Here is a 26330-nt window from a genome sequence, read left to right as displayed (position 1 = left end):
CCTAACACTACTCCATCAGAATCGTCACTTTTTCAATCAATTCAATGTTCTCTTCCTCTAAATAAAGAAGTTTCGAATCAATCATGTCATCAAAATAGGCATTGCGTTCCATTCCCAGTTTTTCTAACAATAATTGCGTTTCCAGTAAATCCAGTAACGTCAGCTGAGGATAATCATCTCCGCTAAATGTCCCATCAGGACGCGCCTGGTACCAGAGATCCCCGTTTTCGCGAATCCATCCGCCAGCATCCTGACAAAATTCTTCGATGCCGCTCGTTACGCTTTCGGCTGCCTCTAAATAATCCTTATTTTCTGTATCACCATAGGCCTGTAGCAAAATCTTTAAGCCGCCTAATTCGTGGTTTAACGAAGCATGCGTTAACGGCGTTTGGTCATCTTCATCAAAATAATCAACGATTAAAAATCCGCTAGCAGTAGGAAGTGTTTGTTCGGCGTTAATCTGCGTTAACAAATAATCGGCATAAGTTTCCACAGCTAAATCATTTTGCTCAATTTGGTCGTCATACAGTTTAGCAGTTTCATCTAAGTAAAATGCGACGTATTCGTTATAACGAGTATCCACATAAGGTGCCGTGACTTCATAGGCGTTTTTTAACCATGTGCTGGTATATTCAGTGGGCCAACGCGATCCGTCAAACTCAGCCAAGTAATAAAGTAAGTTGACACGTGAGTTTAAAATCATCGTTTCGTGAAAAGCAGAAGGGTCTTTTTGATTCCAGCGTAAGGCCTCATCGTCTTCGAAACGACCAATTGCGCGGCCATAGCCCATTTTGGAGCTAGGTTCAATCGAAAAAGGCAGTTTGGTATAAGGGCCGTCGGTTGTCAGCCAGTTTAGTTGAACGGTTTGATTGTTCAAGGAATGATCAATCCACTCTTCTTCGGATGCGGTTGACGAAAACAACGGTTTTTCTGAAATCATCGCCCAAGATTCAGCCAGCTGAAGGGGCTGTAACCAAAACTTCTTGACGAGGGTGTTGCCCGAAATTTCTAGGTCTCGCACTTCTTTAGAAAGCTTGCGAAGATGACTGCTTGTTCCGTCATCGTAGTCGGTTTGCATTTTTTTAGACACATAGACATTGCTTTGAAGAAGCTCGAAATCGGAGCTTTTCAGCGTACCAAACGGATTAACAGTAGGGTCCATTCCGAAAACATCATGGTACTCATGTTCAATAATAGCAGGATTCCAACTGGTGAATTCAGGGTCTTCTAAACCCGATACAACGACCGTAGCAGGAAAGAACAACCAGCTGTTGTTTTCAAAGCGTTCAAAAAGAAAGGTAGAACCATTGCCTAAAGTTCGTTCCGTAATATCAACAAAGCCCACTTTCGCGCCAAACAACTCGATGTGTACACGGTGACTTTCGTCTATCGTGTTTTCAACTGTACGTTCTGTTTTTTCAGGTGGCATGATCGTAAATAGGGCTGGCAATTCAATGGTCACAGCCAATTCATCGCCTTCGTAAATAACGCGATTTTCTGTGACGAAGAAAAACGCAGCGAGTAGGAGCGAAGCAACCAGTAAAAAAAGGCCAGCTCCCCAAAAGACTTTCTTCAACACGGGATCATCCTTTCTTTTTCCGTTTGATTAATCCTACAAAACGTGCAAATCCGGCTGGGTGCATGAACCGCAACAGCACACCGTAAACGACAATTCCAATAGGAACAAGAACGGCCAGTTGAACAAGTGCGGGCCATTCGGATGCTGACAAGGCTGTCTTTGCGCCCCATACAGCAAGCCCCATCGCCGTAGCCGGTACAATCACGCGAACTGCCATGGACACGAAGCGTTTAAATTCGTGCATGCCTAAATCTTTGTAGACAACGACCATTGATAAAGTGAAGTAGTAAATCGAAACGATAGAGGCAGCAAAAGCCAACGCCAAATAGCCATAATCATCTACTAAGAACCAGTTTAACAAGAAGTTCAGTACGATGGTCGTCACGCTAATGCGAAGAACCACTGCTGTTTTACCGCGAGCATACATCGATTTTGACAGCATCAATTGCATACCTTGGAAAATGATGATAGGCAAATAGAACAGTAAGGCCATATACGTATAGTCTGCGTCTTGTGCAGTAAACGCGCCGCCTTCGTAGATGAACGAAATAATGGCATCACCCACGACTAACAAACCAACAGAAATCGGCACAAGCGTAACAAACGAAATTTCCATGCCTAAAAACAAAGTATCTTTGAATTTGGCTGGATCAGTTGCTTGTTCAGACATTAAGGTGAAAATGATTGCTGCCAAAGTAGCCGCATAAATGGCCGTTGGGATGCTAATGATCAACGAAGCGTTATTCAAATAAGAAACAGCCGCTTCAATCGTCCCTGAGGCAAAAGCTTTATTGACGAACAAATTTACTTGCCCGACAACCGAATTTAAAAGAGAAGGGATGATTAAAATAACGAAAGCTTTTCGGAAATCAGACTCCAACTTTAACGTTGGCTGCCAGCTGTAATTTGATTTGATCAAATAATACATCTGGATGATGGCACCGATAATGGTTCCTGTCACAAATCCATAAGCTAATGCATAAATGCCCCATATGTCACTAAACAACAACGCGAACATGGCGGACATAAATGTCGCCAGTAGCTTGGATACAAGAGTCGGAACAAAAATGCGGCGTGATTGAAGGTAAGATTCTAAAAGTCCTGCTAATGCGATAAATGTCATAAAGATAAAAAAGACTTCCGTCATCTGAATCGCAATAACTTCTGTTTCTGGCAGCATGTTGCCATAGATGAGCGGCACGATCCAACCGGCAGTGGACCAGCCGACAATCGACACACCGATAAACAGCAACATCGTCCAGTTTAAAAGCGCATTTGCGTTGCGATCGGTTACATCCAATTTACTTTGTCGCCGTTTAATATACAGTGGCAAGAAGACGTTATTAAAGCCAGTAGCGATCATGGCCACTACTAATGTAATAAAGGAAAAAGCCAAAAAATAACCATCTGTTTCAGCAGAAGCACCGAATTCCCGGGCGACAATCGATTCGCGTAGTAATCCCGATAGTTTTAATAACAGAGCCAGGCCAGTCGTCCAAATAGCCGCTTTTTTAAGACTCGACATAAATTCACTTCTTTCTCAGCAAAAAGCGGCTGGCTCAAAATAGAGAACCGGCCACTTTTTCTTTGGATACTCAGTTTGTTGTGAGCGCTTGTTGATAAATCTTTTCGTATTTCTCAGCAGCCGCAAAATGCGAATACTGCTCGATAATTTTAGTGCGGGCAGCTGTTGCCAGCTTTTCGCCTTCTTGTGGATTCGCCAGTAAATAAATCATCGCGTCCGATAATTGCTCTACATTTTGCTCTTCAACGAGCAGTCCGTCCGTGTTATGATCGACAATTTCTTTTAATCCACCCACCGCACAAGCAATCAAAGGAATACCTGAGCCCATAGCTTCTAAAGCAGAAATCGACGTCGCTTCTTCGACACCCGCGGAATAGATAGAAGGGACAAGCGCGATGTCACTAAGTGCGTAATACTGAATCATGTCTTTGTGATCGACTGCACCGAGCATAGTGACGTTTTTATCGATACCAAGCTCTTTTGCTTTGGCTTTCATCTGTTCCATCATTTCGCCAGTACCGGCAAAAACCAAGCGAGCATTCGGGTATTTTTCGAGTACCGGTGGAAATGACAAGATCGGATAAATAACACCGTTTTTCTTTGTTAACCTGCGAGGGATAAAGAAAATCAGCTCGTCTTGCGCGATGCCGTATTTTGTCCGGAATTCGGCGCGACGTTCGAGTTCGGGTTTGAAATCTTCCACATCGATAAAGTTTTTGATCATCGACGCTTCTACATTCGCTTCACGCTTTATATATTCCTTGATTCGTGTATCAACCGTAATCACAGCGCGCGTTTTTTTGTACATGCTGTATTCCACATCTAGTAACTTTTGTGCGTGCTTGCTGCCTTCTGCAACAGAACCTTTAGAGATGCCTTCAAACGTTAAGTAACCGTGAGTCGTCGTCACTGTAGGAAGTCCCACGTTGAGCGCAGCACGTGTTGCGAATACGTCTTGCGCATTAATCACATCAAATGACTTGTAAGCTTCATCTTTTAAAATCTGTTCCAGAAATTCCTGGCGGCGATTTAAGGTCCAAACGTAACCTGCTCCAAGGGATGCTTTATTCAGTAAAAAAGAAGGGCCACGTGCGATAAAATCACGGCGCCATTTAGGGACGTCTGAAAAAGACAGTGTTTCAACAGTATGTCCTAAATTTTCAAGACCCGTTTTTAATGTCGTCATATGTGTTGAAAGTCCACCTAAATGGGGATAGTCGTAAGTTGTTGCCAATAAAATTTTCATTTGACAGTTCCTTCCTAAAAAGCTTATTTCACAAAATGTTCTTGTAACAATTCGATATTGCGCATCGCTTCAGCGTGAAGCTTGGCCACATTCGGTTCCATAATTTGCTGTGCTTGTGTTTTGTTATCCAATAGGTATAACGCATTGGTTAATAGTTTGGTTTCATCTATCTCACCTAAACGGAAAGAATAGTCCCACATTCCTGAACGTTTCAAGAAACTTTCTACTTTTTTGTCGTAGCTGAATCCAAGATGAGGCACATTTGATAAAGCCGAGAAGATTAACGCGTGTAAGCGCAAACCGACAGTTAGTTCGGCATGACGAATGAAATTCAAAAACTCATTCGGCGTGAAGTCAGAACCGAGCAAGTAGGTTTTGTCTGCGTGTTTCATTTTTGCCATGACGTCTTTTGAAGCGGGCACATCGTATTTGCCTTCCATTGGAACAAATACCGGTGTCACGCCGCGCTGTTCGATCAATTGATCGAGTAAGTGAGCTGTTTTCTCAATATAATCCGGATGACTAAACCACGGACGAACCGTGACGGCCACAATTTTTTCGTCGCCGGTCAACGGCAGAGACTGATACGCACGATCTTCTTCGTCTGCTTTAAACGCAAAAACGATATCGGCAGTCACAACTGTTTCGGGACGCGTCACACCGAGCTTTTTCAAATAATCTTTCGAATACTGATCACGTACCGTAATAAAATCTGCGCGGTTCGCAAAGAGCTTCATCAAGATTTTACCCCAAGTTGATGTCACAGGGCCAATCCCTTGTGAAAAGAACATGACTTTTGTGCCGCAAAGTTTCGCTAGCATGACAATCAACAAGTAATAAGGAAGCGGACCAAACAAAAATTTCGTCGGGTAGGTGTCTTGCAACAAGCCGCCGCCTCCAGAAATCATCAAATCTGCACTCCGTAACGCTTTTACTTTTTCTTTGTTTTCACGTCTCCATGCGCGGTATACCGATTTGACGCCATATTCTTTTGCCGTCTGGTCTGGGGATAAGGAAAACACAGTAATTTCGGGGTTGGTTAATTCGGCTCTTAAATTATCAATAATCGCTTTTAGGATGGCTTCATCGCCAGTATTGCCCAATCCATAAAAGCCAGATAGTACTATTTTCACACTATTTCCTCCTCAAACTAAAGCTCTCAAGCCTTGTCCTTGCTAAATTCTATCACTTGTTAAACAGCCTATGCAACTACTGTTGAAATCTGCTATACTAATAAAATTGAAAGCTAGCGAATAGAGGGTACTCATGATGAAAGAAAGCTATTTAGGGGTGAATGTTTCACCTCTGTCATATGAAGGTATAATAGAAGATTTAAGACAGCGGATTCTAAATGGAGATCAGTCGACCATCATCGCTGTTAATCCGGAAAAAGTCATTGCCGCTGAGCGGGATCCGCAAGTGAAACAACTGATCAATTCGTCAACTTACCAGATTGCGGACGGCATTGGCATTTTGCTCGCCGCTAAAATAAAAGGCGGCAACATCACTTCCCGTGTAACAGGTGTCGATATGATGGCGAAGCTACTAGAATTTGCGACTGCAGAAAAACTTCCCGTGTATTTTTACGGTGCACAAGAAGAAGTGGTCACAAAAGCAATTAGCAGCATTCAAGAAACCAATCCGGGAATCCTTGTCGCGGGATACACCAACGGCTTTGAAAAAGATGAAGATGCACTCGTTGAGCGGATTAACGCGAGCGGTGCAAAACTTATTTTTGTTGCACTCGGTAGTCCGAAACAAGAATTGTGGATTCAACGAAACATGGGACGACTCCAAAACGTCCAAGTATTCCAAGGAGTCGGCGGCAGTTTTGACGTCTTTTCCGGAACCGTTAAACGAGCGCCGTTACTTTTTCGCAAGCTCGGAATTGAATGGCTTTACCGATTAATTTCCAGTCCGTCTCGCATCAAACGACAAATGAATTTGCCCATTTTTTTAATGAAAGTATTACGATCACGCTAAAGGAGCTAATGTAAAAATGAAGAAGTCTATCTGTGTTGTCGGTCTTGGCTATATCGGTTTGCCGACAGCTGTTATGTTTGCCAATCACGGACATCAGGTCCACGGTGTTGATATAAATGAAAAAGCAGTAAAAATGATCGGAAATAAAGAACTTCATATAGAAGAAGATGGATTGCAAGAGCGTTTAGACACAGCAATCGACAACGGTGCTTTTACGGTTGGAACAAAACCTGTAGAGGCAGATGTATTCATTATTGCGGTGCCTTCACCGATCAATCCGGACAAAACAGCGGAACTTGAATACGTGCGTCAAGCAACGGCTTCTATTGTGCCGTTTTTGAAAAAAGGCAATCTGGTTATTCTTGAATCGACTGTGCCACCTAAAACGGTGGAAAACGTCATGATCCCTGAACTCATTCAATCAGGTCTTAACATGGGAACGGAATTATTTGTTTCTCATTCACCTGAACGTGTGATTCCAGGCAAAGTATTTACTGAATTGGTCTCTAATGACCGGATTATTGGCGGCATTAACGAACAATCTGCTCGCGTGACGTCGGAGTTATACAATTCGTTTGTCGAAGGACGTATGCACGAAACGGATACGACCACGGCTGAACTTGTAAAAGTCATGGAAAACACATACCGGGATGTCAACATTGCATTCGCAAACGAACTAGCCATGATTGCCCAAAACATCGGCGTCAATATTTGGGAAGCGATCCAGTTGGCGAACTACCATCCGCGAGTCAATATTCATACGCCAGGACCAGGTGTGGGCGGACATTGTATCGCTGTCGATCCATGGTTCTTAGTTGAATTAGATCCGCAGAAGTCGAAAATGATCCATTTGGCTCGTCAAACAAATGACGGCATGCCGGCCTACACAGCTCAGCTAACAGCAGACATTTTAAAAGCTAAAGGCATTGTTGATCCGAAAATCGCTATTTTTGGGTTAGCGTTCAAAGGCAATATTGACGACATGCGCGAAAGCCCTTCAGTAGATGTTGTCGAGCAGTTCACGTTGCGCAACTTCAATGTGAAGGCATTCGATCCGCATATTAAAGTTAATAATATTGACCAGCAAACGCAACATGCAGAAGAAGCCTTAACAGACGCGTCTGCACTCGTTATCGTAACGGATCATCAAGTATTTAAAGACTTAGATCCAATGACGTTGACTTCGATGAAAAACAAAATCATTGTCGATACAAAAAACTGCATAAGCCGTGAAAAATGGCAAGCTGCTGGTTTTGATGTGTACGTACTTGGTGATTCGAAAAACTAAAATAAGAAGGTAACTTTGAGGTATGGGTTGGAAGAAATCGCTCCAAGTGAACGCTTTCGGGCCCGCAGGATGCGGGTCATGCAGCTGGCGCGACAGGACGTCGCGGTGCCGGCTGCCGGGGGCTCGCAGGAGTCGCTACCATCCGCTCTTTCTTCTAGGAGTCATATTAAATAAATAAAAGTTCTAATATTTAACTGCCATTAAGATATGGAGCAAAACAATGGAGACTCCAGCGGGATAGCGAAGTGCCGAAATCCACTCGGGCGTTAAGCCCGAGTTAGTTCGGCGCAAGCCCGCAGGAAAGCGGAATTGTTTTGCGGAATATCGACTATAAAATTAAAAATTTCAACTAAACTAGGGAGACAAGCCTATGAAAAAAGTAAGGAAAGCGATTATTCCCGCTGCTGGATTAGGTACGCGTTTTTTACCAGCAACAAAAGCGATGCCGAAAGAAATGCTGCCGATTGTAGACAAACCGACCATTCAATACATTGTGGAAGAAGCAATTGCTTCGGGTATTGAAGACATTATTATCGTGACGGGAAAAGACAAACGGGCAATTGAAGATCATTTTGATTCGGCTCCTTTTCTGGAAGCGCGTCTTGAGGAATCCGAAAAGTTTGAATTGCTGAATGCCGTTCAGTTATCCAGCAAAGTGGATATTCACTATATCCGTCAAAAATCACCTCTGGGTCTTGGTCATGCAGTTTGGACTGCACGGAAATTTATCGGCGATGAACCTTTTGCTGTGTTGCTCGGCGATGATATTATTCAATCAGAAGTTCCAGGACTTCAGCAGTTGATGGCGCAATACAACAAAACGCAGTCTTCGGTCATTGGTGTTATGGAAGTTCCAGAAGAAGAAACCTATCGTTACGGTATTATGGATCCGTCCACAGTAGAAGGGCGGCTATACAAAGCCAATAAATTTGTCGAAAAACCACGAGCGGGTACGTCTCCATCCAATTTAGCCATTATTGGGCGTTACGTCTTCACTCCAGAAATTTTCGGGTTTTTAGATAAGATGAAAGTCGGTGCGAATGGAGAAATCCAATTAACCGATGCCATTGAACAATTAAACGCAGTGCAAGATGTTTACGGATACGCGTTCGAAGGAAAGCGTTATGACGTAGGAGAAAAACGTGGATTTGTTGAAACAACACTGGAATTTGCTTTGGCACGTCCAGAACTTCGTGAAGATTTACTGGATTTCATGAAACTGAAACTAGAAGAATACAAGTAAAGTTCGAAAGGAAGGCCTATCTTTGAAAATTTTGCTCGTATCAAACATGTACCCTTCAGAAGAATTTCCAAGCTTCGGCGTTTTTGTAAAAAACACCGAAGCCATTTTAACGGATGAAGGATTTACTGTAGACAAAGCGGTTGTAACAAAGTCTATTAAAAAATCACAAAAAATAGCGGCTTATCTTGGCCATTATGCCAACGTTCTTCGGAAAGGGCTAACAGGTAACTACGATGCGATTTATGTGCATTATGCAGCTCACAATGCTTTTCCGCTTTTACTATTGAAAAAACTAAAGCCATCTGTCAAAATTATGACAAATGTTCATGGCAGTGACGTCGTTCCGGAAGTAGCCTCTCAAGAAAAATTCCAGCCTTATGTTAAAAAGCTATTGCAGCAATCCACGATGATTATTACGCCATCACATTATTACAAAGAGCTTGTTCACGAGAAATATGCAGTGACGACACCGATTGAAATTTTTCCATCAGGTGGCGTAAACTCAGCAGTCTTTTATCCGAATCCCGGTGCACGACAACGCCAGCTAGAACAATTAGCATTAGATTCGACGATGCGTTATTTTGGTTACGTTGGACGGATGGATGTCGGCAAAGGCTGGGATCATTTACTAAAAGGGTTTTCTGCTTTTCTTGAGCAGAATCCAGCTGAAAAAAGCAAAACACGGTTAATCATGGTTGGTTCAGGCAAAGACGACGATGCATTTTTTCAAATGAGATCAGATCTTGGCTTAGACGACGTAGTGGTGCATTTTCCGTTGATGAAACACCAAGATTTAGCGGCCATTTATAACATCATTGAACTTTTCATATTCCCGACGACGAGAAAAGGGGAGAGTCTCGGATTGGTTGGCCTCGAAGCAATGGCTTGTGGCACACCGATTCTAGCAAGCCGAATTGGTGGCATACTGGACTATGTCCAAGATGGTGCCAACAGCTGGTTATTTGCTGCTGGTGAGTGGGAAGATTTGGTTAAACAGTTGGAGCTGTATAACCAATTAACAATGGAAGAAAAGCAACAAATCGCTAAAGCTGCCTATGAAACAGCGCAAAATTATGATCAGCGAAAGATTCAATCAAAACTTTCTGCGATATTTCATAACTTAGAGCTAACTAAATGAAAGAGGATTTAACTATGGACTCTAAAAAAATTCTACTATTTTTTATCGCATTTATTGCCGTACAACCGATCATCGATATTTTGACGACGGCTTCTATTTTTATGGTAGATACAAGTCTAACTGTAGGGGTACTTCTTCGAACGGCGTATATGGCGTTAGCGATCGTATTTCTTTTGTGGATGGCAAGGACCAGCAAAAACAGCCGTCTTTTTACTGGGTATTTAATCGGTTTAGCGTTGCTGATTGGTATTAACATTGTCAGTAATCTTCAACTTAAAGATCCTTATTATTTGTTCCAGGAACTTAAGTTTTTCAACAAAGCTATTTATTTTCACATCGTCTTATTTGGGTTGTTAGTTGTTTACCGTCAGCTGAAAGATAAAAAGTACGACATCGCTAGTCAAACGACCAAGTATTTGTGGATTGCTGGACTAGTTATTGGTGTTATTTTTATCGTTGCCCAATTGACGGGAACGAGTTTGTCTAATTATTCGCATACAAAAACGGGATTTACAGGTTGGTTTTATGCCGGTAATGAAATAGGTGCCATCATGGCAATTATTTTGCCTATCATGGCTTTGTATGCAATTGAGAAAACCGATGCCTGGAAAAAATCTTGGTCGTGGATCCCTTTTATCCTGTTAGCTGTTGGCATGCTCGCGTTAGGAACGAAAGTGGGCTATGGCGGCATTATTATTGTCTTATTATCAGTTGTGATCGGTAGTTTAATCATGCTTGCTATGAAAAAACGCGCGTCGACCATTAAAATTAATTTGCTCATTGCGACGTTCTTAACCGTTGTCTTAATTGCGGTGACGCCGGTCACGCCGGTGTTCGGCAACATGTTTGCTCACATCACTTCTCTCGGCATCAATTTCGGAGAGCCAGTTGAACGTCCTGGAGATGAAGTGTTAGTAGAAGGTGACGAAGGATTTGAACAACAACAAGAAGAGGAAGAAGATACTGGAATAACAAGTGCACAAGTACAGAATTTAGTATTTAGTTCGCGTGAAACCTATGCACAATTTATGAAGGAAGATTTTCAAGATTCGCCGATGATGCAGCAATTATTCGGTTTAGGCTTTGCAGGGAATTATGAAACGCCAGCCCCTGGCAAGTCGCCGACGATGATCGAAATGGACTTTCATGACTGGTTTTATTCGTTCGGTTGGGTGACCTTCATTTACATGATGATTCCGTTCGTTTGGTTTACCGGTAAATTCCTGCTTCACTTTTTGTTCAATATCAAAACCCACTTTACCTATTTTTATATTTTGTACGGCGTTGCCTTTCTTCTTGGCATCGGCATTGCGTACACTGCGGGACATGTATTAACGGCACCTGCTGTTTCAATTTATGTCGCAGCAATTTTGGCCATGTTAGTCGTAAATGAAGATTTGCTCGAATCAAAATAACCAATCGTAAGTTTTGCCCCGAAAGGTAGCGTTGTAATGACGCGGTCTTTCGGGGCTTTTTTTATGGAGCGTAATTGCAAGCTTAAAAACAAGACTAAACAAGGGATAGGGGAGGTCCTTACTAGAAGAGGGTACAAAGACTAGCTGAATTTGAAAAAACTTTTTATTGAAACTAGTTAAGAAAAAAAGGAGTAAGTAAAAAGTCTCTGTTTTATTCGGTGAAAATAAGATGTAAAAGTTTTAAAATATTATTTTAATAAATATTTATTATTTCTAGCGAAGTTTAAAAAGATAGATTATAATAAAAAATCATTTTTATTGGAATTGTATGATAAATGGGTTGATTCTCTAGGTACTAATTGCCATTTTGAGGTTTCAATATTTAGAAAACCGTATTAAATGTAATTCTTTTGTATTATTTTTGTAAGTATTAGTAAATTTTTTGATATATTATTACATTAGTGGTTGATTAAACTTAATTCTTTGGTAAACTAAGTAAGAGTTTAGTTATCTGTACAAAAACTTTCATCTGATCCACAAGAGGTAGGACCTTTGCTTCGTTCATAAGACGTTGTTAATCTACAAATAGTGGAAATGTGATGGTAAAACGGATAATTGAATTGAGTTATATGACTCAATATAGTTATAGCACCACAAACCCAAGGAGGAATTACATTAATGGCTTACCAACCAAAAAATTACAAGAAATTCGTAGCAACTGCAGCAACGGCTACTTTAGTAGCAACGGCAATCGCTCCAGCAGCATTCGCAGACCAAGCTTCAACTTCAGCTTTCACTGATGTGGGAGATCGTTATACAGACGCAGTTGATTACGTAGTATCTGGCGGAATTGCAATCGGTATTACTCCGACTCAATTCGGTGTTAGCGCTTCAATCACTCGTGGCGATGCAGCGATCATGATCGCTACTGCAGCAGGTTTGATGAACGAAAAAGCTCCAGCTTCAGGTTTCTCTGACGTTCCTAAACGTGGTGCGGTTGCAGTCAACTCGCTTAAAGAAGCGGGAATCATCAACGGCGTTTCAGCTACAAAATTCGGCTGGGATCAAACAATCACTCGTGGACAAGCAGCATTCATGCTTGCACAAGCTTATGACCTAAAAGACGGCGACGTTTCTAAATTGAACTTTACTGACGTTGGTTCAAAACACCGTTTCGCAACTGAAGTTGCATCATTAGTTGAAAACAAAATCACTGATGGCGAAACTGCAACTAAGTTCGGAATCGAATCATCAATCAAACGTGGAGATTTCGCAATCTTCCTTCATAGATTACATGAGTTAACTAAAGCTCCTATGGCACCTACAGTATCATCTGTTACTGGTCTTAACACTAACCAGGTTCAAGTTAACTTCAACACAACTTTGAACGCTGATGATAAAGTTGCTAAAGATGCAACTGAAGTTGCAAACTATAAATTAGGTTCAGCAACTCCAACTAAAGCAGAATTGTCAACTGACAAGCGTTCAGTAGTCTTAACTTTTGCATCATCAGTTGAAGGCAAAGATCAAGTTCTTGTAGTTGAGCCAACTGCTACAAACGTAAAAGACACAGACGGTAAATGGGTAAACACTGAGAAATTTAGCGGCGTATTCACTTATACGGATACTGTTAAACCAGTTATCACTAGCACTGTTTACGAAAACGGTAAAATTACTTTGACTTTCTCTGAAGACCTTGGAACAGCTCCAACAGTAATCCGTGTAAACGGTGAGCCAGTTACAGGTACGACTACTGGAAACAAAGTTGTAATCACTAAATCGTTAAACGCTAGTCAAACAGCTTCTCTATATGTAGCAGGAGCTACTGACAACGCAGCAGTTAAAAACGAAATGGTTATCTATAACGGTTCAGTAACTGCTCCATCAGCAGATATGGAAAAACCACGCGTAACAAGTGTACAAGTAGTTGATCAAAAAACTGCTAAAGTTACTTTAAGCGAAGATATTGTTGAAGACAACGTATCTGTTAAATTGCAACAAGGTGGAACACAAACTACAGCTACTTTAGTTCGTGATACTACTGACACAACTGGCAAAACGTATTTGTTAAATGTAGGGGAATTATTCCCAGCAGGTTCTACAGCAACTTCACAAACTTTCACTTTGTACGCTGAAGCTGGAGTTATGACAGATCTTGCTGCAAACAAAAACGAATTTTACAGTACTTCAGTAACTTTCGCTAAAGACTTGACTGCACCAACACTTTCTTCTACACGTGTTTCTGCTGAAAACGAAAAATTAGAATTCACTTTCAACGAGAAACTTGTTGTTGCAGGTTCTGATAGCCAAATCACTATCCGCAACTCACAAGGTGTAAACTTCACAGCTGTTGATGCAGAATCTATGCTGAAAACTGATGACGCTTCTACTTACTTAGTAGATTTCAAAGCAACTACTGCAGCTTTAGATGCTGGCACTTACACAGTTACTTTCCCAGCTGGATACTTCACTGATGCATACGGCAACAAATCTGCAGCAGTTTCATCAACAATCACTGTACCTGGAACTCCAGCAGCAGTTGATAACGATAAACCAACTGCTTCAGTAGTTACTACAGGCACTAACGAATTCACTGTTTCTTACAGCGAAGAAGTTGCTGCTAACGGAATCAGCCTTTCAAGCTACCGTCTAGATGGACAAGCATTACCAGCTGGAACGGACATCTATTTCACTGGAACTGATAAAATGACAGCAGTAATCAAATTGCCTGCTGGATCTGTAAACATCGGTAACCAAACAGCTGGTACTCCAGCAGTATTAACAGTATTGAACACTACTGACAAAGCAGGAAACGTAATTGTTACTGCTAACTCAGAAGTAACAATCAAAGACAACACACCTGCAAAAATCACTTCAGTACAAACTGCTGGTGACGTTGTAGTTGTAACATTTGATGAAGTTATCTCAATTCCTAACGTTGATGCAAACTCTGTATTCGATGTTAAGGTTGGCTCAACTGAAGCAAATGCTGGTAATTTGGTAGTTGTTGACGGTAACGAAACTCAAGTAAGATTCACGCTTGATACAGCTCCAACTGGTACAGTAAGTGCTACAGTTAAAGCTGGACAAACTGAATTGGTTGACAGAAACGGCGTTCTTGTAAAATAATTGAACGTTAGTTGAGCGCTTTGTGCTCATAATAAAAAAAGTGATACCAGGCTAGTGCCTGGTATCACTTTTTTGCTATTTGGTGCCTGGCACGCACACAATTCACACACAATTCAATAAATGGTAAGATACGTATAAAAAGAGTGGAAGAAAGGTGAAAATCACATGAGATTTCCTCGAAAATGTAAAGCTGCCGTTATCTTTACGGGACTGCTGTCAATACTCTTGATTTTTTCGATCATAACTACGTCGGCTAGTGCCGCTGCGCCATTAAAAGATGTGGCTACAACGCATTGGGCTTATGAGGACATTCAGTCGTTGCTCGAAAAAAACGTCTTGTCTGGCTATTCAAATGGAACGTTCAAACCAGAACAAGACGTGACGCGTGCACAAGCGGCAAAAATTATTGCATTGGCTGCGGGTATTGAGCCGCTCAATCCGAAAACAGCGAGTTATCCTGATGTGGCGACGGGTCACTGGGCGTTTGGTTATATTGAAGCATTGAAAAAAGAAGGCGTTATTCATGGCAAAGGCAATGGGCTGTATGCTCCGGATGACAAGTTAACACGTGGACAAATGGCCAAGATTTTGACAGAAGGTTTTGATCTTGTTGGTCATTCCACGAATTTCTTTGCCGATGTGACCACAAAAGATTGGATGTTTACGTATGTCTTAGCACTGCGTGATAACGGCATTACGGTTGGGTATCCGGAAGACAATACCTACCGGCCAAACGGCATCGTCACACGTGCGCAAATGGCTGCGTTTGCCAATCGCGCGATGGAATGGAAAGCTCTTCAACAACCAGCACTTCCGGGTAAAGTTATTGGATTTGGAGACAGCAATACGTCAGGTTCTTATTTACCGAAAGAATTTCCCGAGTACCCGAATCACAATTGGCCGGCTTTAGCAGGAATCACCAATGCCGGTGTCAGTGGCAATACGACAGCAAGTGCCTTGAAAAGATTCACACAAGACGTGTTGGATCAACAGCCATCTACGGTCGTCATGATGTTCGGGTTGAACGACGCATTAATGCGTGCAGATACGAAACAACCACAAGTCAGTAAGGAGCAATTCGAAAAAAATATCTCGCAACTAACAACGCAAATGGTGGCAAAAGGCATAACGGTTGTGTTGATGACCAATTTGCCCGTCAATGAACGTGTGTATTACCAGTCTCAAGCAGCGCAAACCCCAGGTATTGAAAAACTCTATGCCAGTAAGGGGGGCCTTCATGCGTGGCAAGACAGCTACAATGATATTATTCGCAAAGTCGCTCAACAACAAGGTGTTGAACTCATCGATAATTATGCCAACGCGGTGCAAAAAGCAGGAGGCGCAACAGACACTGATCTTGCAAACAGCGGATTAGTTGATCCACTTCTCGGATTTCATTGGACACCGCGCGGGCATATGATGGTGGCGCATTCCGTAAATGTGCGGGTGCCAGGCACCCACACAACTCTCGCGCAATTCAACAACAAAACCCCCACAAGCCGGTAATTCGGCGTGTGGGGGTTTTAACTGTGATTTTAGGGTTAGTTACCAAACAGTTTTTCGAGTGAGTATTGATCTCCGAACAGCAGGTCGTATTGAATCATTTCGTATTGCTGTTTGGTGGTCTCCACTTTATCGGGAGTCACTTTATAAAGTTCGCCATCTGCGTCTATTTTCACTTCGTTTGTGTAGCCCGGCATTTCCGCTTGGAAGTTTTCCAGTACTGCGTGATACAAAGGCTGCTCAATTCCAGCTAGGTCAAAGACAGTTGGTGCTAGGAAAGAGGGGCTGATCGTACCAAGGTCTGGAACTTCAGTGCCGTAGTTATTCCAAATAGCCAGCGGTGTGGATCTCATTTTCTTTTGATCTTCTAGGCTCCAATTAACGTCGCCCGCTCCGCGAGGGACATATCCAGCTTGCTTGAATAATTTATAGTCATTGCCAATCGCAGGTAAATGGTCTCCGAAAAAGACGACAATGGTTGGTTCGTCAGACGTTTCGTAATAATCGATCAAGCTCTTAAATGCAGCATCAGCGTCTGCGACTCCTTGTGTGTACGACCGCAACAATAAATTGAAAACGGGATCCACTGCAGGAGGTGTCTGCGTTTCGACAGTGAAATCTGGGTATTTATCCACGTTGTAACTGGTGTGGTTTTGCATCGTAATTGCATAGATAAATGACGGATCTTCATTCGCTTCTGTTTGTTCGATGATGGTATCGGTCACTTGCTGGTCAGAAACGTAAGGTCCTCGGTAGACAGGATCGGTAAACCCGTCAATATCAATGAATTCATCAAAACCGATATGTTTATACACTTCTTCCCGGTTCCAAAACCATTTCGGGTAAGGGTGAATGGCCGTCGTCTCATACCCGAGACTTGCCAAATAGTTAGGCATCGCCGGAATTTCACTTTTAATGTATTGCTGGTACGGAACGGAACCAGGCGGTAAGAACATATTGGTAAAGCCCGTCAGCGCTTCGAACTCGACGTTACTCGTGCCGCCGCCAAAAGCGGGAGCCAAAATATGGCCATCTTGCTGTGCTCTGACGTTTGGCATAGGGTCTTCATTAAACGACAACCCTTCAATCGACGTCGGGTCCCAGAAAGATTCGCTCATGATAAAGATGATGTTCGGATCTTGCTTAGCCGTTGAATTGGATTGCGGTTCAACTTTAGTCAAGTTGTCAACGATATCCATCACGTTCTTTTCGTTGTAGCCACTTGGTGGCAGCACGATAGCACTTTGCATATTCAACATAAACGTCAGCAAAAAGCCATTGGTTTTGTAATTGCGTTCTTGATCAAATGTCAGGTTGTTAATGTCGACATCTTTTAACGTGGACTCTACTTCAGGAATGGACCGGTAGAAAACGAAAATGCTCAAGTATGCGGCACCTAAACCAATAAACAGCATACGAACCCATGGGTTTAAGCGAATCCAGCGCTTTGGTTTTTTGATAAACAGAAACACCGAAATGGCGACAATGACCGCCACGATAAGTCCGAAAACAAGAATGACTTGTGTCAAGTTGATCGTTTCATATAAATTTGGCAATAAATTCAATACATTATTATAAAGCAACAAATCCCAAGGGTATAAAAATTCCCCTAAAAAACTGAATTTATAATAGCTGAAAACAGCCAGAGTCACCACTAACGCATTGGTGACGACAAAACTAACAAAATAACGATTAAAGATTCCTAAAAACACGATGAACAAGCTAAAAACAATCATGTAATTAAAGAAAAAGGCTTCTTTGTGATCACTGCGCCACACAGCGCGTTCAGCGTAACTACCGTTTAAATACGTTTCAATTCCATTTACCAACAAAAAGAAATAAAACATGGTGGCTAACATCACCAAAACCGGCTTGTAGCTCCATTTGACTTTCATATAAATCACCTCAAAAAAAATTTTCGACTTTGCTGCTCCTGATGCAATCGGAATATCGACTACCCTCAAGTATAAAGGAAGTACAAGAGGCAAGCAAATTGCGCGAGAGTTGTGTGGGTGCCTGGCACCCATACAATATACCCAAAATTTAAAGAAAAAACGGTCAACAAGATAGCTTTGGAACCATGGACTTTTGATGTATAAAATGGAAAAATGAAGGTGGATTAATTAATTGATAATTTTGATAATTTTATCTTGAAAAGGAGGAATCAAGATGAGGAAAACAAGTTTTTGGTTAATGGTGTTCATCTTATTGATCAGTAGTGTCACAGGGTTCAGTAGTTCGGTCGCATCAAAAGGGCTAAATCCCGAAGTGAAGCTGTCGAAAACCTTAGTAAAGCCGCAGTCACCAAAAGAAAAAGTGCGAATCATCATTGAATTACAAGAACAGCCGACGATTGAAATCGCAACGACGAAGGGTGTTCTTTACAAAGAGTTGTCTGAAAGTCAAAAACAACGCATTGAAGCGGCTGCCACTAAAAAACAAAAAACGGCACAAACAGCTATTACGAAAGTGGCACCCAAAATCGATTATCTTCAAACGTTTACAGCGGTCTTTAACGGTTTCTCAGCAGAAGTTACTGCGGGACAAGTAGCCCAAATCGCGGAGTTGCCGAGTGTTAAAGCTGTATATGAAGCGACGGAGTATAAACGTCCTGCAGTCCAGCCGACGATGAAATACACCAAAGAACTGGTTCAAGCGCAACAAGCCTGGCGTGATTATGGCTTTAAAGGAGAAGGCATGATTGTCGGCGTGATCGATACAGGCATTGACTCGGGACATCGCGACATGAAACTGAGCGATAGCAAGACGGCTACCTTAACAAAAGGCCAAGTCGATGCGTTTGTCTCGGATCACGCGATTGAAGAAGGTGCATTTTTCACAGAAAAAGTGCCGTTTGGTTACAATTATATGGACGCCAACACTGAAATTCGTGACGTGGCACCGGGTGCTTCGATGCACGGCATGCACGTAGCCGGAACGATTGGTGCAAATGGCGATGAAAAAAAGGGTGGCATTAAAGGTGTTGCTCCGGAAGCGCAATTGTTGGCGCTGAAAGTGTTCGGCAACGACGCTTTATACCCAACAACTTTCGGTGATATTTACATTAAAGCGATGGACGACGCCATTAAACTTGGTGCAGACGTTATCAACATGTCGCTCGGCGCCACCGCTGGATTTGTCGATACGTCGAGTCCCGAACAGCAAGCAGTAGAACGCGCGACAAATAATGGGATTTTAGTAGCGATTTCTGCCGGCAACGAAGACATGCTGGGGTCTGGTTTTCAAGCACCTTTTGCCAAAAACCAAGACTACGGTTTGATTGGTACACCGGGAACTTCGGTGGATTCGTTCGGGGTAGCGTCATTTGAAAATACAGTGATTACAACGGAGAGTTTTGTCTACAGCGTAGACGGCAAAGTGTCGGCTCGTGCGCTATACTTGCCGGCAAACGAAGTCGACCCGCAAAAACTACCGGATGCTTCTTATCAAGTGGTTGAAGTTGGACTCGGTATGCCTGAGGATTTTGAAGGCAAAGACTTGACCGATAAATTCGCGTTGATTGCACGCGGTACCATTCCATTTGCGGAAAAAGCTTTTGCAGCGCAGTCTGCTGGAGCAGCAGGGGTTATTATTTACAACAATACGACGGGACCGGTTAATATTGAATGGGATCCGTCTATTGCCATTCCATTTTTGTCGACACTTCAAAAAGATGGATTGGCCATGAAAGCAGCATTACAAGCTGGAAAGGCGGTCACCATTGCGTTTGACGGAAAAGAGCTTGAAACGCCGAATCCAAATGCCGGTAAAATGATTGATTTCACGTCTTGGGGACCAACACCCAACTTGGATTTTAAGCCAGAAATCACTGCACCAGGTGGCAATATTTTCTCGACGCTAAATGACAACGACTACGGGTTGATGAGTGGTACATCGATGGCGGCACCACACGTTGCAGGAGGAACGGCATTGATTTTTCAGCGCATTGAAGAGCTTGGCTTAGCAGGCAGAGACCGCGTTGAGTTCGCCAAAAACTTGCTGATGAACACGGCCAATCCAGTTGAACTGGTAGCGGGTCAATTCGTGTCACCAAGACGTCAAGGCGCAGGACTGATGCAGTTGCACGACGCCTTATCGACCGACGTAATCGTCACGGACGGAGCGACTGGTGACGCCAAAGTCGCGTTAAAAGAACTGACAAAAAATCAACTCACCATCAAGTTGCAAGCTGAAAATTTCTCAGACACGGCAGTAACTTACGAAGTCACAGTTAACGTTCAAACCGATGCAATTGTAAAACACAAAAAGCGCAAGATCAACACGACCGATCCTAATCGAGCAGGATCAAAAGTGGTAACAGATCTCGTCAACATTACCGCACCCGACCTTGTGACGGTACCAGCAAATGGCACAACAGAAATTCAAGTGACCATCGATGCGTCAACTTTAGTAGGACGTCCCGAATTTAAAGCGTTCACTAACGGTTTTTTCATCGACGGGTTTATTACATTAACCGATGCGAACGAAGAAGTAACCGGCAACACGCCGCTGACCGTGCCGTATTTTGGCTTTAATGGCAAATGGGACGCAGCATCGATTTTTGATGACGTCGCATGGAGTCCAGAAACGTTTTACGCTTCGACGTTTTTAACGGACGACTTTGGTTTGATCGTCAACGGCGGCAGTCACCAACAAGGTTTTGTTCCTGAGCGTTTTGCTTTTTCACCAAATGGCGACGGGAGCCGGGAGTCGATTATTCCCGTATTTTCGCTGTTGCGTAACGCCAAAGCGTTGGAAGTAAACGTGCTGGACGCGGATGGCAAGAAACTCCGGACCTTGCAGACAGGAAAAAACCTAGTGAAAAACTTCACGGAAAGTTTTTCTTATTATTATGATTTTTTCAACGAGTGGAACGGCGAAGTGCTCGGCAAGCCAGTTAAAGATGGCCAGTATCAACTGCAAATGCGTGCGATTATTGATTATCCAGGAGCTAAATGGCAGTCACGAGTCATGCCGATTTTAGTGGATACCGTGGCACCTAAAGCAACTGCTACGCTGGATACGAAAACGGGCACGGTGAAAGTCACCAGCTTTACCGACAACAAACAAGGCGGAGGACCTGACCGCTGGGAAGTGTTCCATAACGGTGTGGAACTAACGCAAGCTCCGGACAGCTTTGAAGACCAGTCGTTATCACCGAGCGTCAAGAGCTACAAATTGCCTGTGGCCATCAAAAAAGGCGACAAGCTAAACGCGGTATTCCATGATACCGCCGGCAATAAAATCACAGTGCCACTAACCGGTGTTGTTGCAGATACACAACAACCAGCAGTGTCCATCATCTCGCCGGGGCTTTTCGAAGTGCTAAGTACGAAGAGAGTCGGCGTATTCGGTGTCGTAGAAGACCAGTCACGTATCGTCTCAGTAACCGTTAACGGTGAAAAAGCCGAACGCTTTGACGGAATGTTTTTCCAACACACCTTAACACTCAAAGACGGGCGTAACGACATCTTCGCTAAAGCCGTCGACGAAGCTGGCAACGAACTCGAAGTACGCAGCCAAGTGTTAATCGATACACAGCCGGCGCTACTGAAAATTTTGGATTTGCCAGAAACGGTGGGTGCAGAAGCGGATTCTGCAGAAGTAAGGTTTAATGTCTCAGACAACATGAACGCCATCCAAGTGTATGTAATCGACAGCGAAGTTTTTCGCCAAGACATGACCGAGCCCTACGGCGAAGTCGGCTTTGATGAAGACATGACCATCACGGTTCCGGTTGCTGCTCTAGGTGATAACAAATTCACTTTGAAAGTCATCGACGCAGCAGGACATGTCACAGAAGAAAGCTTCACGATCAAGAAACAGTGAGTGAATAATGGCGTGTTTGATTGTTTGGGTGCCAGGCACCCAAACAATTCAAACACAACTCAAAAAAATATTTTGAAAGAGAATTTGCAGGTTATCGAGTGGTTTCACAGTGAAAAATTAGTTTTGAGTCAGTATGCGTACATAAATCCAAGTTATTGTCTTTTTGGAACAATTGACGAACCTCGATCTTATTTCTACTATAGTCATAATCAGTAGTTGAAAAGGAGCGTGAAACGATGGGGAGAAGTCGACGTATTTGGACTCCGCATGCATACGAACATGTTGTGATGAGAGGCAACAATAGGCAAGCGATTTTTCAAGAGAAATCAGATATCGACGCTTTTTTTAGAGTCTTAACGTATGCACACGAAAAGTACCCGTTTACCATGTTGGCCTATTGCTTAATGACCAACCATTACCACTTATTGATCCGCTCACCCGAAGTCCCGTTAAGCAAGCTAATGGCACTCATTAACAAACGCTACAGCGATTATCACAAGAAAAAATACAACTACAGCGGCTATTTTTACGAAAGCCGTTATTATTCGGGCAAAGCCATAACCCACAAAAGCATCCTCGCAGTTAGCCGATACGTCCACAGAAACCCCATAGATACCAGTACCCCCATGGTAGCCACAATGAAAGACTATCCACACAGTTCGTACCGATTATACGCAGATGCACTACAAGCCCCCTATCAATTCCTCGATTTAAGTTATTTGCCAACCATTCTACCAAGGCCATATTCCAAATGCTTAACGGGTTATTTGATGTACTGCGAAGAACGGGATCTTCCGGAGAGGAGAGAGGGTGAATAGAATTGTACGAGAATTGAGCGGGTGCCAGGCACCAAATAAGAAAATTATTTCATTATTTGCATAAATTTAATAAAGCGTTTACAATTTTGCGCTATACTTGATAAGTAACTCATTCTATTCAAAGGAAGTGGAGCTTTTGTCGAGAAACACATGGACGAAGATTTTTTTGAGTTTACTACTGGTTTTGTCTGCAGTACTGCCTTACACAGCAGCAACTGCTGCAGAACCGATTACGGTAGCTGAAGCCATTGCGAATAATTCCGGTTCGGCTACGGTGAAAGGATTTATCGTCGGGACAGCTAGCAGCAACACTAGCTACGACCAAGAAGCGCCTTTTACAGCTGTTTCAAATCTAGGGCTTGCTGATTCACCAGATGAAACCGATCCGACAAAAATTCTTCCAGTTCAGTTGCCATCAAGTTCCGCAATTCGTGCAGGTTTGAACTTGGTGGACAATCCGACTAAATTTAAAGCAGAAGTGACCATTACAGGTTCATTGGAAACTTACTTTACAACAGCAGGTCTAAAGTCTCCAACGGCTTTCACGATTCTGTCTGAAGGTGAAGTACCACCTGAGGCAACTGTCGTCGACACGTTGGCACAAGCGCGCACGATGTCGGGCAAACTGGTCCAAGTTGACGCCACGGTGACAACGGGCATAGGATTTTGGGGCGCGACTGCCTTTTACGTACAAGACGATACAGCTGGCATGTACGTTTATGCTTCAAACGCCACCGTTGCACCGGGAGACAAGGTGCGGTTGACGGGAACGGTCGCGGAGTATAGCGGCGAGCTTCAGCTGCAGCCGAATACAATAGAAGTTCTTTCTACAGGCAACGACTTGCCGTCCGTTCAAACCGTTACACCGACCGCTATTAATGAACAGACACAAGGCGAGCGTATTGAATTAGAAAATGTGACCATCACAAACTTGAAATCCGTTAACGATTTTGGAACGTTTGAGTTTTCGGCAACAGCTGAAAACGGTGAAACGGTCACCATTCGTAACGATAACCGCAACGGACTAAACTTCGAACAATTTACGAAGCAATACAAAGAAGGCGATTTAATCCATGTCAGCGGAATCGCTTCAAAGTTCAACGCTTCTTATCAGGTGAAAACACTCGGCTTCGAGAGCTTTGACCTGGTGAATAAGCCAGCTGTCTACGTAGATGTGTTTCCAGGTGTCGTTTCGGAAGGCACTGAAATCACGTTAGCTTCAGGCTGGAAAAACGCCGCTATTTACTATACGCTTGACGGTTCTACACCAACTGCCGCAAGCACCAAATATACAGCGCCAATCGTTTTGACAAAAGACGTAACGATCAAAGCCATCGCCATCACGGACGAAACGTCTGAGATTTTTACTTTTGCTTACACCGTTTTGAAAACAGGGGACTTGAAAATCCGTGATATTCAAGGCACGAATCATTACTCAGATTACCAAGGTGTCGTTGTCAATGAAATCGTCGGTGTCGTGACGCACGTCTACAACTCGGCAAACTTCGTCATTCAAGACATCAATCCAGATGATGATGTGACAACTTCAGAAGCATTGATGGTCAATAAAGCATCAAATGGTCTTCAACTTGGTGACCTGGTTACCATCACCGGAACTGTAGAAGAGCATTTCCAAGAAGGCTATTCAGATGCAAAAGATAACGATTTACCAATCACGCGCATTCGTGCGACTGACGCAACCAAAACAGCAACAGCCGCACTTCCTGAACCCATCATCATTGGAAAAGACGTTCAACCGCCATCTGAGATTATCGATAACGATGGCTTAACATCGTTTGATCCGACAGAAGACGGCGTTGATTTCTGGGAATCCCTTGAACTTATGCGCTTAGCTGTACCAAACGCACAGGTTGTGGGACCACAAAACTACGGCGAAGTGGTCATCGTTGCTGAAAACTCACCCAATACAGACTTCCATAAACAAGGTGGAATTTTGATTTCAGAAAATGACTACAACCCGGAACGCATTACCGTCGATTTCAACAATGAAAACTACGTAGCCAAGGCAGGCGACTCGTTTACCGGTAATATTATCGGCGTAATGGGCTTCGGCTTTGGTAACTACAAGCTATGGGCGACAGAAAATGATTTGCCAACGCTTAAAGACGGCGGCACGAAGCCGGAACAAACATGGATTGCTAAGCAAAAAGACGAACTGACGGTAGCCGCTTATAATGTAGAAAATTTTTCTGCAGATCCGAGTCATACATCTGATACCAAAGCACAGCGCATTGCAGAGTCGTTCGTTAACGACTTAAACTCACCAGACATCATCGTTATGGTAGAAGTACAAGACAATGACGGCCCGGTTGCATCAGGAAACAGTGACGCAACGTTAAGCTATGAACGGTTGATTCAAGACATCAAAACAGCAGGCGGTCCAACGTATGCCTGGACTGACATCGCACCTGAATACAACAAAGACGGTGGGCAACCAGGTGGCAACATCCGTGTCGGGTATTTGTATAATCCTGAACGCGTAACCTTGTCAGAAGGAACAAAAGGCACTGCAACTCAAGACAACTCGTGGGTAGACGGCGAACTGGCTTTGAATCCAGGACGCGTTCAGCCAATCGCAATGCCAAACACCCGTAAACCAATTGCTGCACAATTTGACTTCCAAGGTGAGCAAGTCGTCGTTATTGGCGCTCACTTAAACTCAAAAGGTGGAGACCAGCCACTATTCGGCAAAAACCAGCCGCCTGTTCTTGGCTCTGTTGCAGAGCGCATTGAACTGGCAACAGCGATTAACGGCTTTATCGCGGATGGACTTAAACAAAATCCAGACTTGAACGTGATCGTTGCAGGAGACATGAATGATTTCGAATTTACACCTGCGCTAGCTGCATTAAAAGGCGATATTTTAACGAATAAAGTCGAAGATGTGCCGGTAGAAGATCGCTTTTCGTATTATTACCAAGGAAATTCACAAGTACTCGATCACTTGCTTGTGACGAACAACTTGGCACAACGTACAGAACTGGATATGGTCCACATTAACGCGATGTTCATGGAACAACAGGGCCGCGCATCAGATCATGATCCGCTACTAGCACAAATTGCCTTCGAAAAACCATCAGTTCCGGGCGAACAACAAGCAAATCCTGACTTTTCAGGTGACCAGGCTGTCGTTACAGCGGGCGAACCGAATAAAGATGGAGAACTTGCCATTACATTTACTGAAAGAAATCTAGTTGAACTGCTGAAGAGCGGCAAAGACTTACGGGTCGACATGCCGACAGCAGCTGTCAGCTTTTCAGCTGAAAACATTCAGCAAATTGCCTCAGCTGCAGGATCAGCATTTGTATTGGAGGTAGTAGTGGCAGACGCAAAAGAAGTCGACAAACGCCCAACTCTTACGAAACAAATCGACTTGTCGGTAACGGATGCAGCAGGAAAAGACCTTGCTTTGACATTCACTTCACCGGTGACACTGGCATTTGACACAACGAAAGACGTGAAAATCCAGTTTGGTGCGCGTGAAGATCGCAAAGGCAAGTGGAAAATCATTCAAGGGAAGTTAAAAGGGTCAACGTTTACACTTCATGTGAACGAGTTAGGAAACTACACAGTCGTTACGAATAAAGGCCAAATAAAGAAAAAATAATACCCA

General features: G+C 43.3%; 15 protein-coding genes. 10 read left to right on the top strand and 5 right to left on the bottom strand.

The window, feature by feature from the left end:
• Positions 1-7: 7 nt before the first annotated feature.
• The 4 genes from AJGP001_RS13675 to csaB form a co-directional block, all read right to left on the bottom strand.
• Positions 8-1576 carry a hypothetical protein gene (locus AJGP001_RS13675; RefSeq protein WP_071153074.1) on the bottom strand — a complete coding sequence of 523 codons (1569 nt, stop codon included), beginning with the start codon at positions 1574-1576 and terminating at the stop codon, positions 8-10.
• Positions 1577-1583: 7 nt separating this feature from the next.
• Entirely contained in the window at positions 1584-3104 is a 1521-nt protein-coding gene (gene murJ / locus AJGP001_RS13670) for a murein biosynthesis integral membrane protein MurJ (protein ID WP_071153075.1), read from the bottom strand.
• A gap of 70 nt (positions 3105-3174) precedes the next feature.
• The gene (locus AJGP001_RS13665) at positions 3175-4350 is read right to left on the bottom strand and encodes a glycosyltransferase family 4 protein (protein WP_058384501.1); all 1176 of its coding nucleotides are present in this window, start codon (positions 4348-4350) and stop codon (positions 3175-3177) included.
• 23 nt (positions 4351-4373) lie between these two features.
• The gene (csaB, locus tag AJGP001_RS13660) at positions 4374-5483 is read right to left on the bottom strand and encodes a polysaccharide pyruvyl transferase CsaB (RefSeq protein WP_071153076.1); all 1110 of its coding nucleotides are present in this window, start codon (positions 5481-5483) and stop codon (positions 4374-4376) included.
• A gap of 133 nt (positions 5484-5616) precedes the next feature.
• On the opposite strand from csaB, the gene AJGP001_RS13655 reads away from it, so the two are divergent.
• The 7 genes from AJGP001_RS13655 to AJGP001_RS13625 all read left to right on the top strand — a co-directional run bounded on the left by AJGP001_RS13655 (position 5617) and on the right by AJGP001_RS13625 (position 16052).
• The gene (locus tag AJGP001_RS13655) at positions 5617-6333 is read left to right on the top strand and encodes a WecB/TagA/CpsF family glycosyltransferase (protein WP_071153077.1); all 717 of its coding nucleotides are present in this window, start codon (positions 5617-5619) and stop codon (positions 6331-6333) included.
• Between the two features lie 16 nt (positions 6334-6349).
• Positions 6350-7621 carry a nucleotide sugar dehydrogenase gene (locus AJGP001_RS13650; RefSeq protein WP_071153078.1) on the top strand — a complete coding sequence of 424 codons (1272 nt, stop codon included), beginning with the start codon at positions 6350-6352 and terminating at the stop codon, positions 7619-7621.
• Positions 7622-7991: 370 nt separating this feature from the next.
• Complete coding sequence (gene galU / locus AJGP001_RS13645; protein WP_071153079.1) at positions 7992-8864, top strand: UTP--glucose-1-phosphate uridylyltransferase GalU; 873 nt, start codon at positions 7992-7994, stop codon at positions 8862-8864.
• A 22-nt stretch (positions 8865-8886) separates the two neighbouring features.
• Positions 8887-10002 (top strand): glycosyltransferase family 4 protein, encoded by a 1116-nt coding sequence (locus AJGP001_RS13640; RefSeq protein WP_071153080.1) that lies wholly within the window; start codon positions 8887-8889, stop codon positions 10000-10002.
• Between the two features lie 14 nt (positions 10003-10016).
• On the top strand, positions 10017-11417 hold the full coding sequence (locus AJGP001_RS13635; RefSeq protein ID WP_078080664.1) for an O-antigen ligase family protein: 1401 nt from the start codon (positions 10017-10019) through the stop codon (positions 11415-11417).
• Between the two features lie 678 nt (positions 11418-12095).
• Positions 12096-14546: an S-layer homology domain-containing protein gene (locus AJGP001_RS13630; RefSeq protein ID WP_078080663.1), complete on the top strand. Its 2451-nt coding sequence runs from the start codon at positions 12096-12098 to the stop codon at positions 14544-14546.
• A 165-nt stretch (positions 14547-14711) separates the two neighbouring features.
• Positions 14712-16052, top strand: a complete 1341-nt coding sequence (locus tag AJGP001_RS13625) for an S-layer homology domain-containing protein (RefSeq protein WP_078080662.1) — start codon at positions 14712-14714, stop codon at positions 16050-16052.
• A 35-nt stretch (positions 16053-16087) separates the two neighbouring features.
• Here the strand turns inward: AJGP001_RS13625 and AJGP001_RS13620 are convergent, their stop codons facing one another.
• The gene (locus AJGP001_RS13620) at positions 16088-17944 is read right to left on the bottom strand and encodes an LTA synthase family protein (RefSeq protein ID WP_169835277.1); all 1857 of its coding nucleotides are present in this window, start codon (positions 17942-17944) and stop codon (positions 16088-16090) included.
• Positions 17945-18218: 274 nt separating this feature from the next.
• Between AJGP001_RS13620 and AJGP001_RS17745 the strand changes: the two genes are divergently transcribed.
• From AJGP001_RS17745 to AJGP001_RS13605, 3 genes are all read left to right on the top strand, one after another.
• On the top strand, positions 18219-21878 hold the full coding sequence (locus AJGP001_RS17745) for a S8 family serine peptidase (RefSeq protein ID WP_071153085.1): 3660 nt from the start codon (positions 18219-18221) through the stop codon (positions 21876-21878).
• Between the two features lie 236 nt (positions 21879-22114).
• Positions 22115-22696 (top strand): transposase, encoded by a 582-nt coding sequence (locus AJGP001_RS13610; protein ID WP_071153086.1) that lies wholly within the window; start codon positions 22115-22117, stop codon positions 22694-22696.
• A gap of 127 nt (positions 22697-22823) precedes the next feature.
• On the top strand, positions 22824-26324 hold the full coding sequence (locus AJGP001_RS13605; RefSeq protein ID WP_281251054.1) for a DUF6359 domain-containing protein: 3501 nt from the start codon (positions 22824-22826) through the stop codon (positions 26322-26324).
• The last annotated feature ends 6 nt before the right edge of the window (positions 26325-26330 follow it).

It is taken from the genome of Planococcus faecalis (genome assembly GCF_002009235.1).
GTDB classification, from domain to species: Bacteria; Bacillota; Bacilli; order Bacillales_A; family Planococcaceae; genus Planococcus; species Planococcus kocurii.
This window is presented reverse-complemented; position numbering and strand designations above follow the sequence as displayed.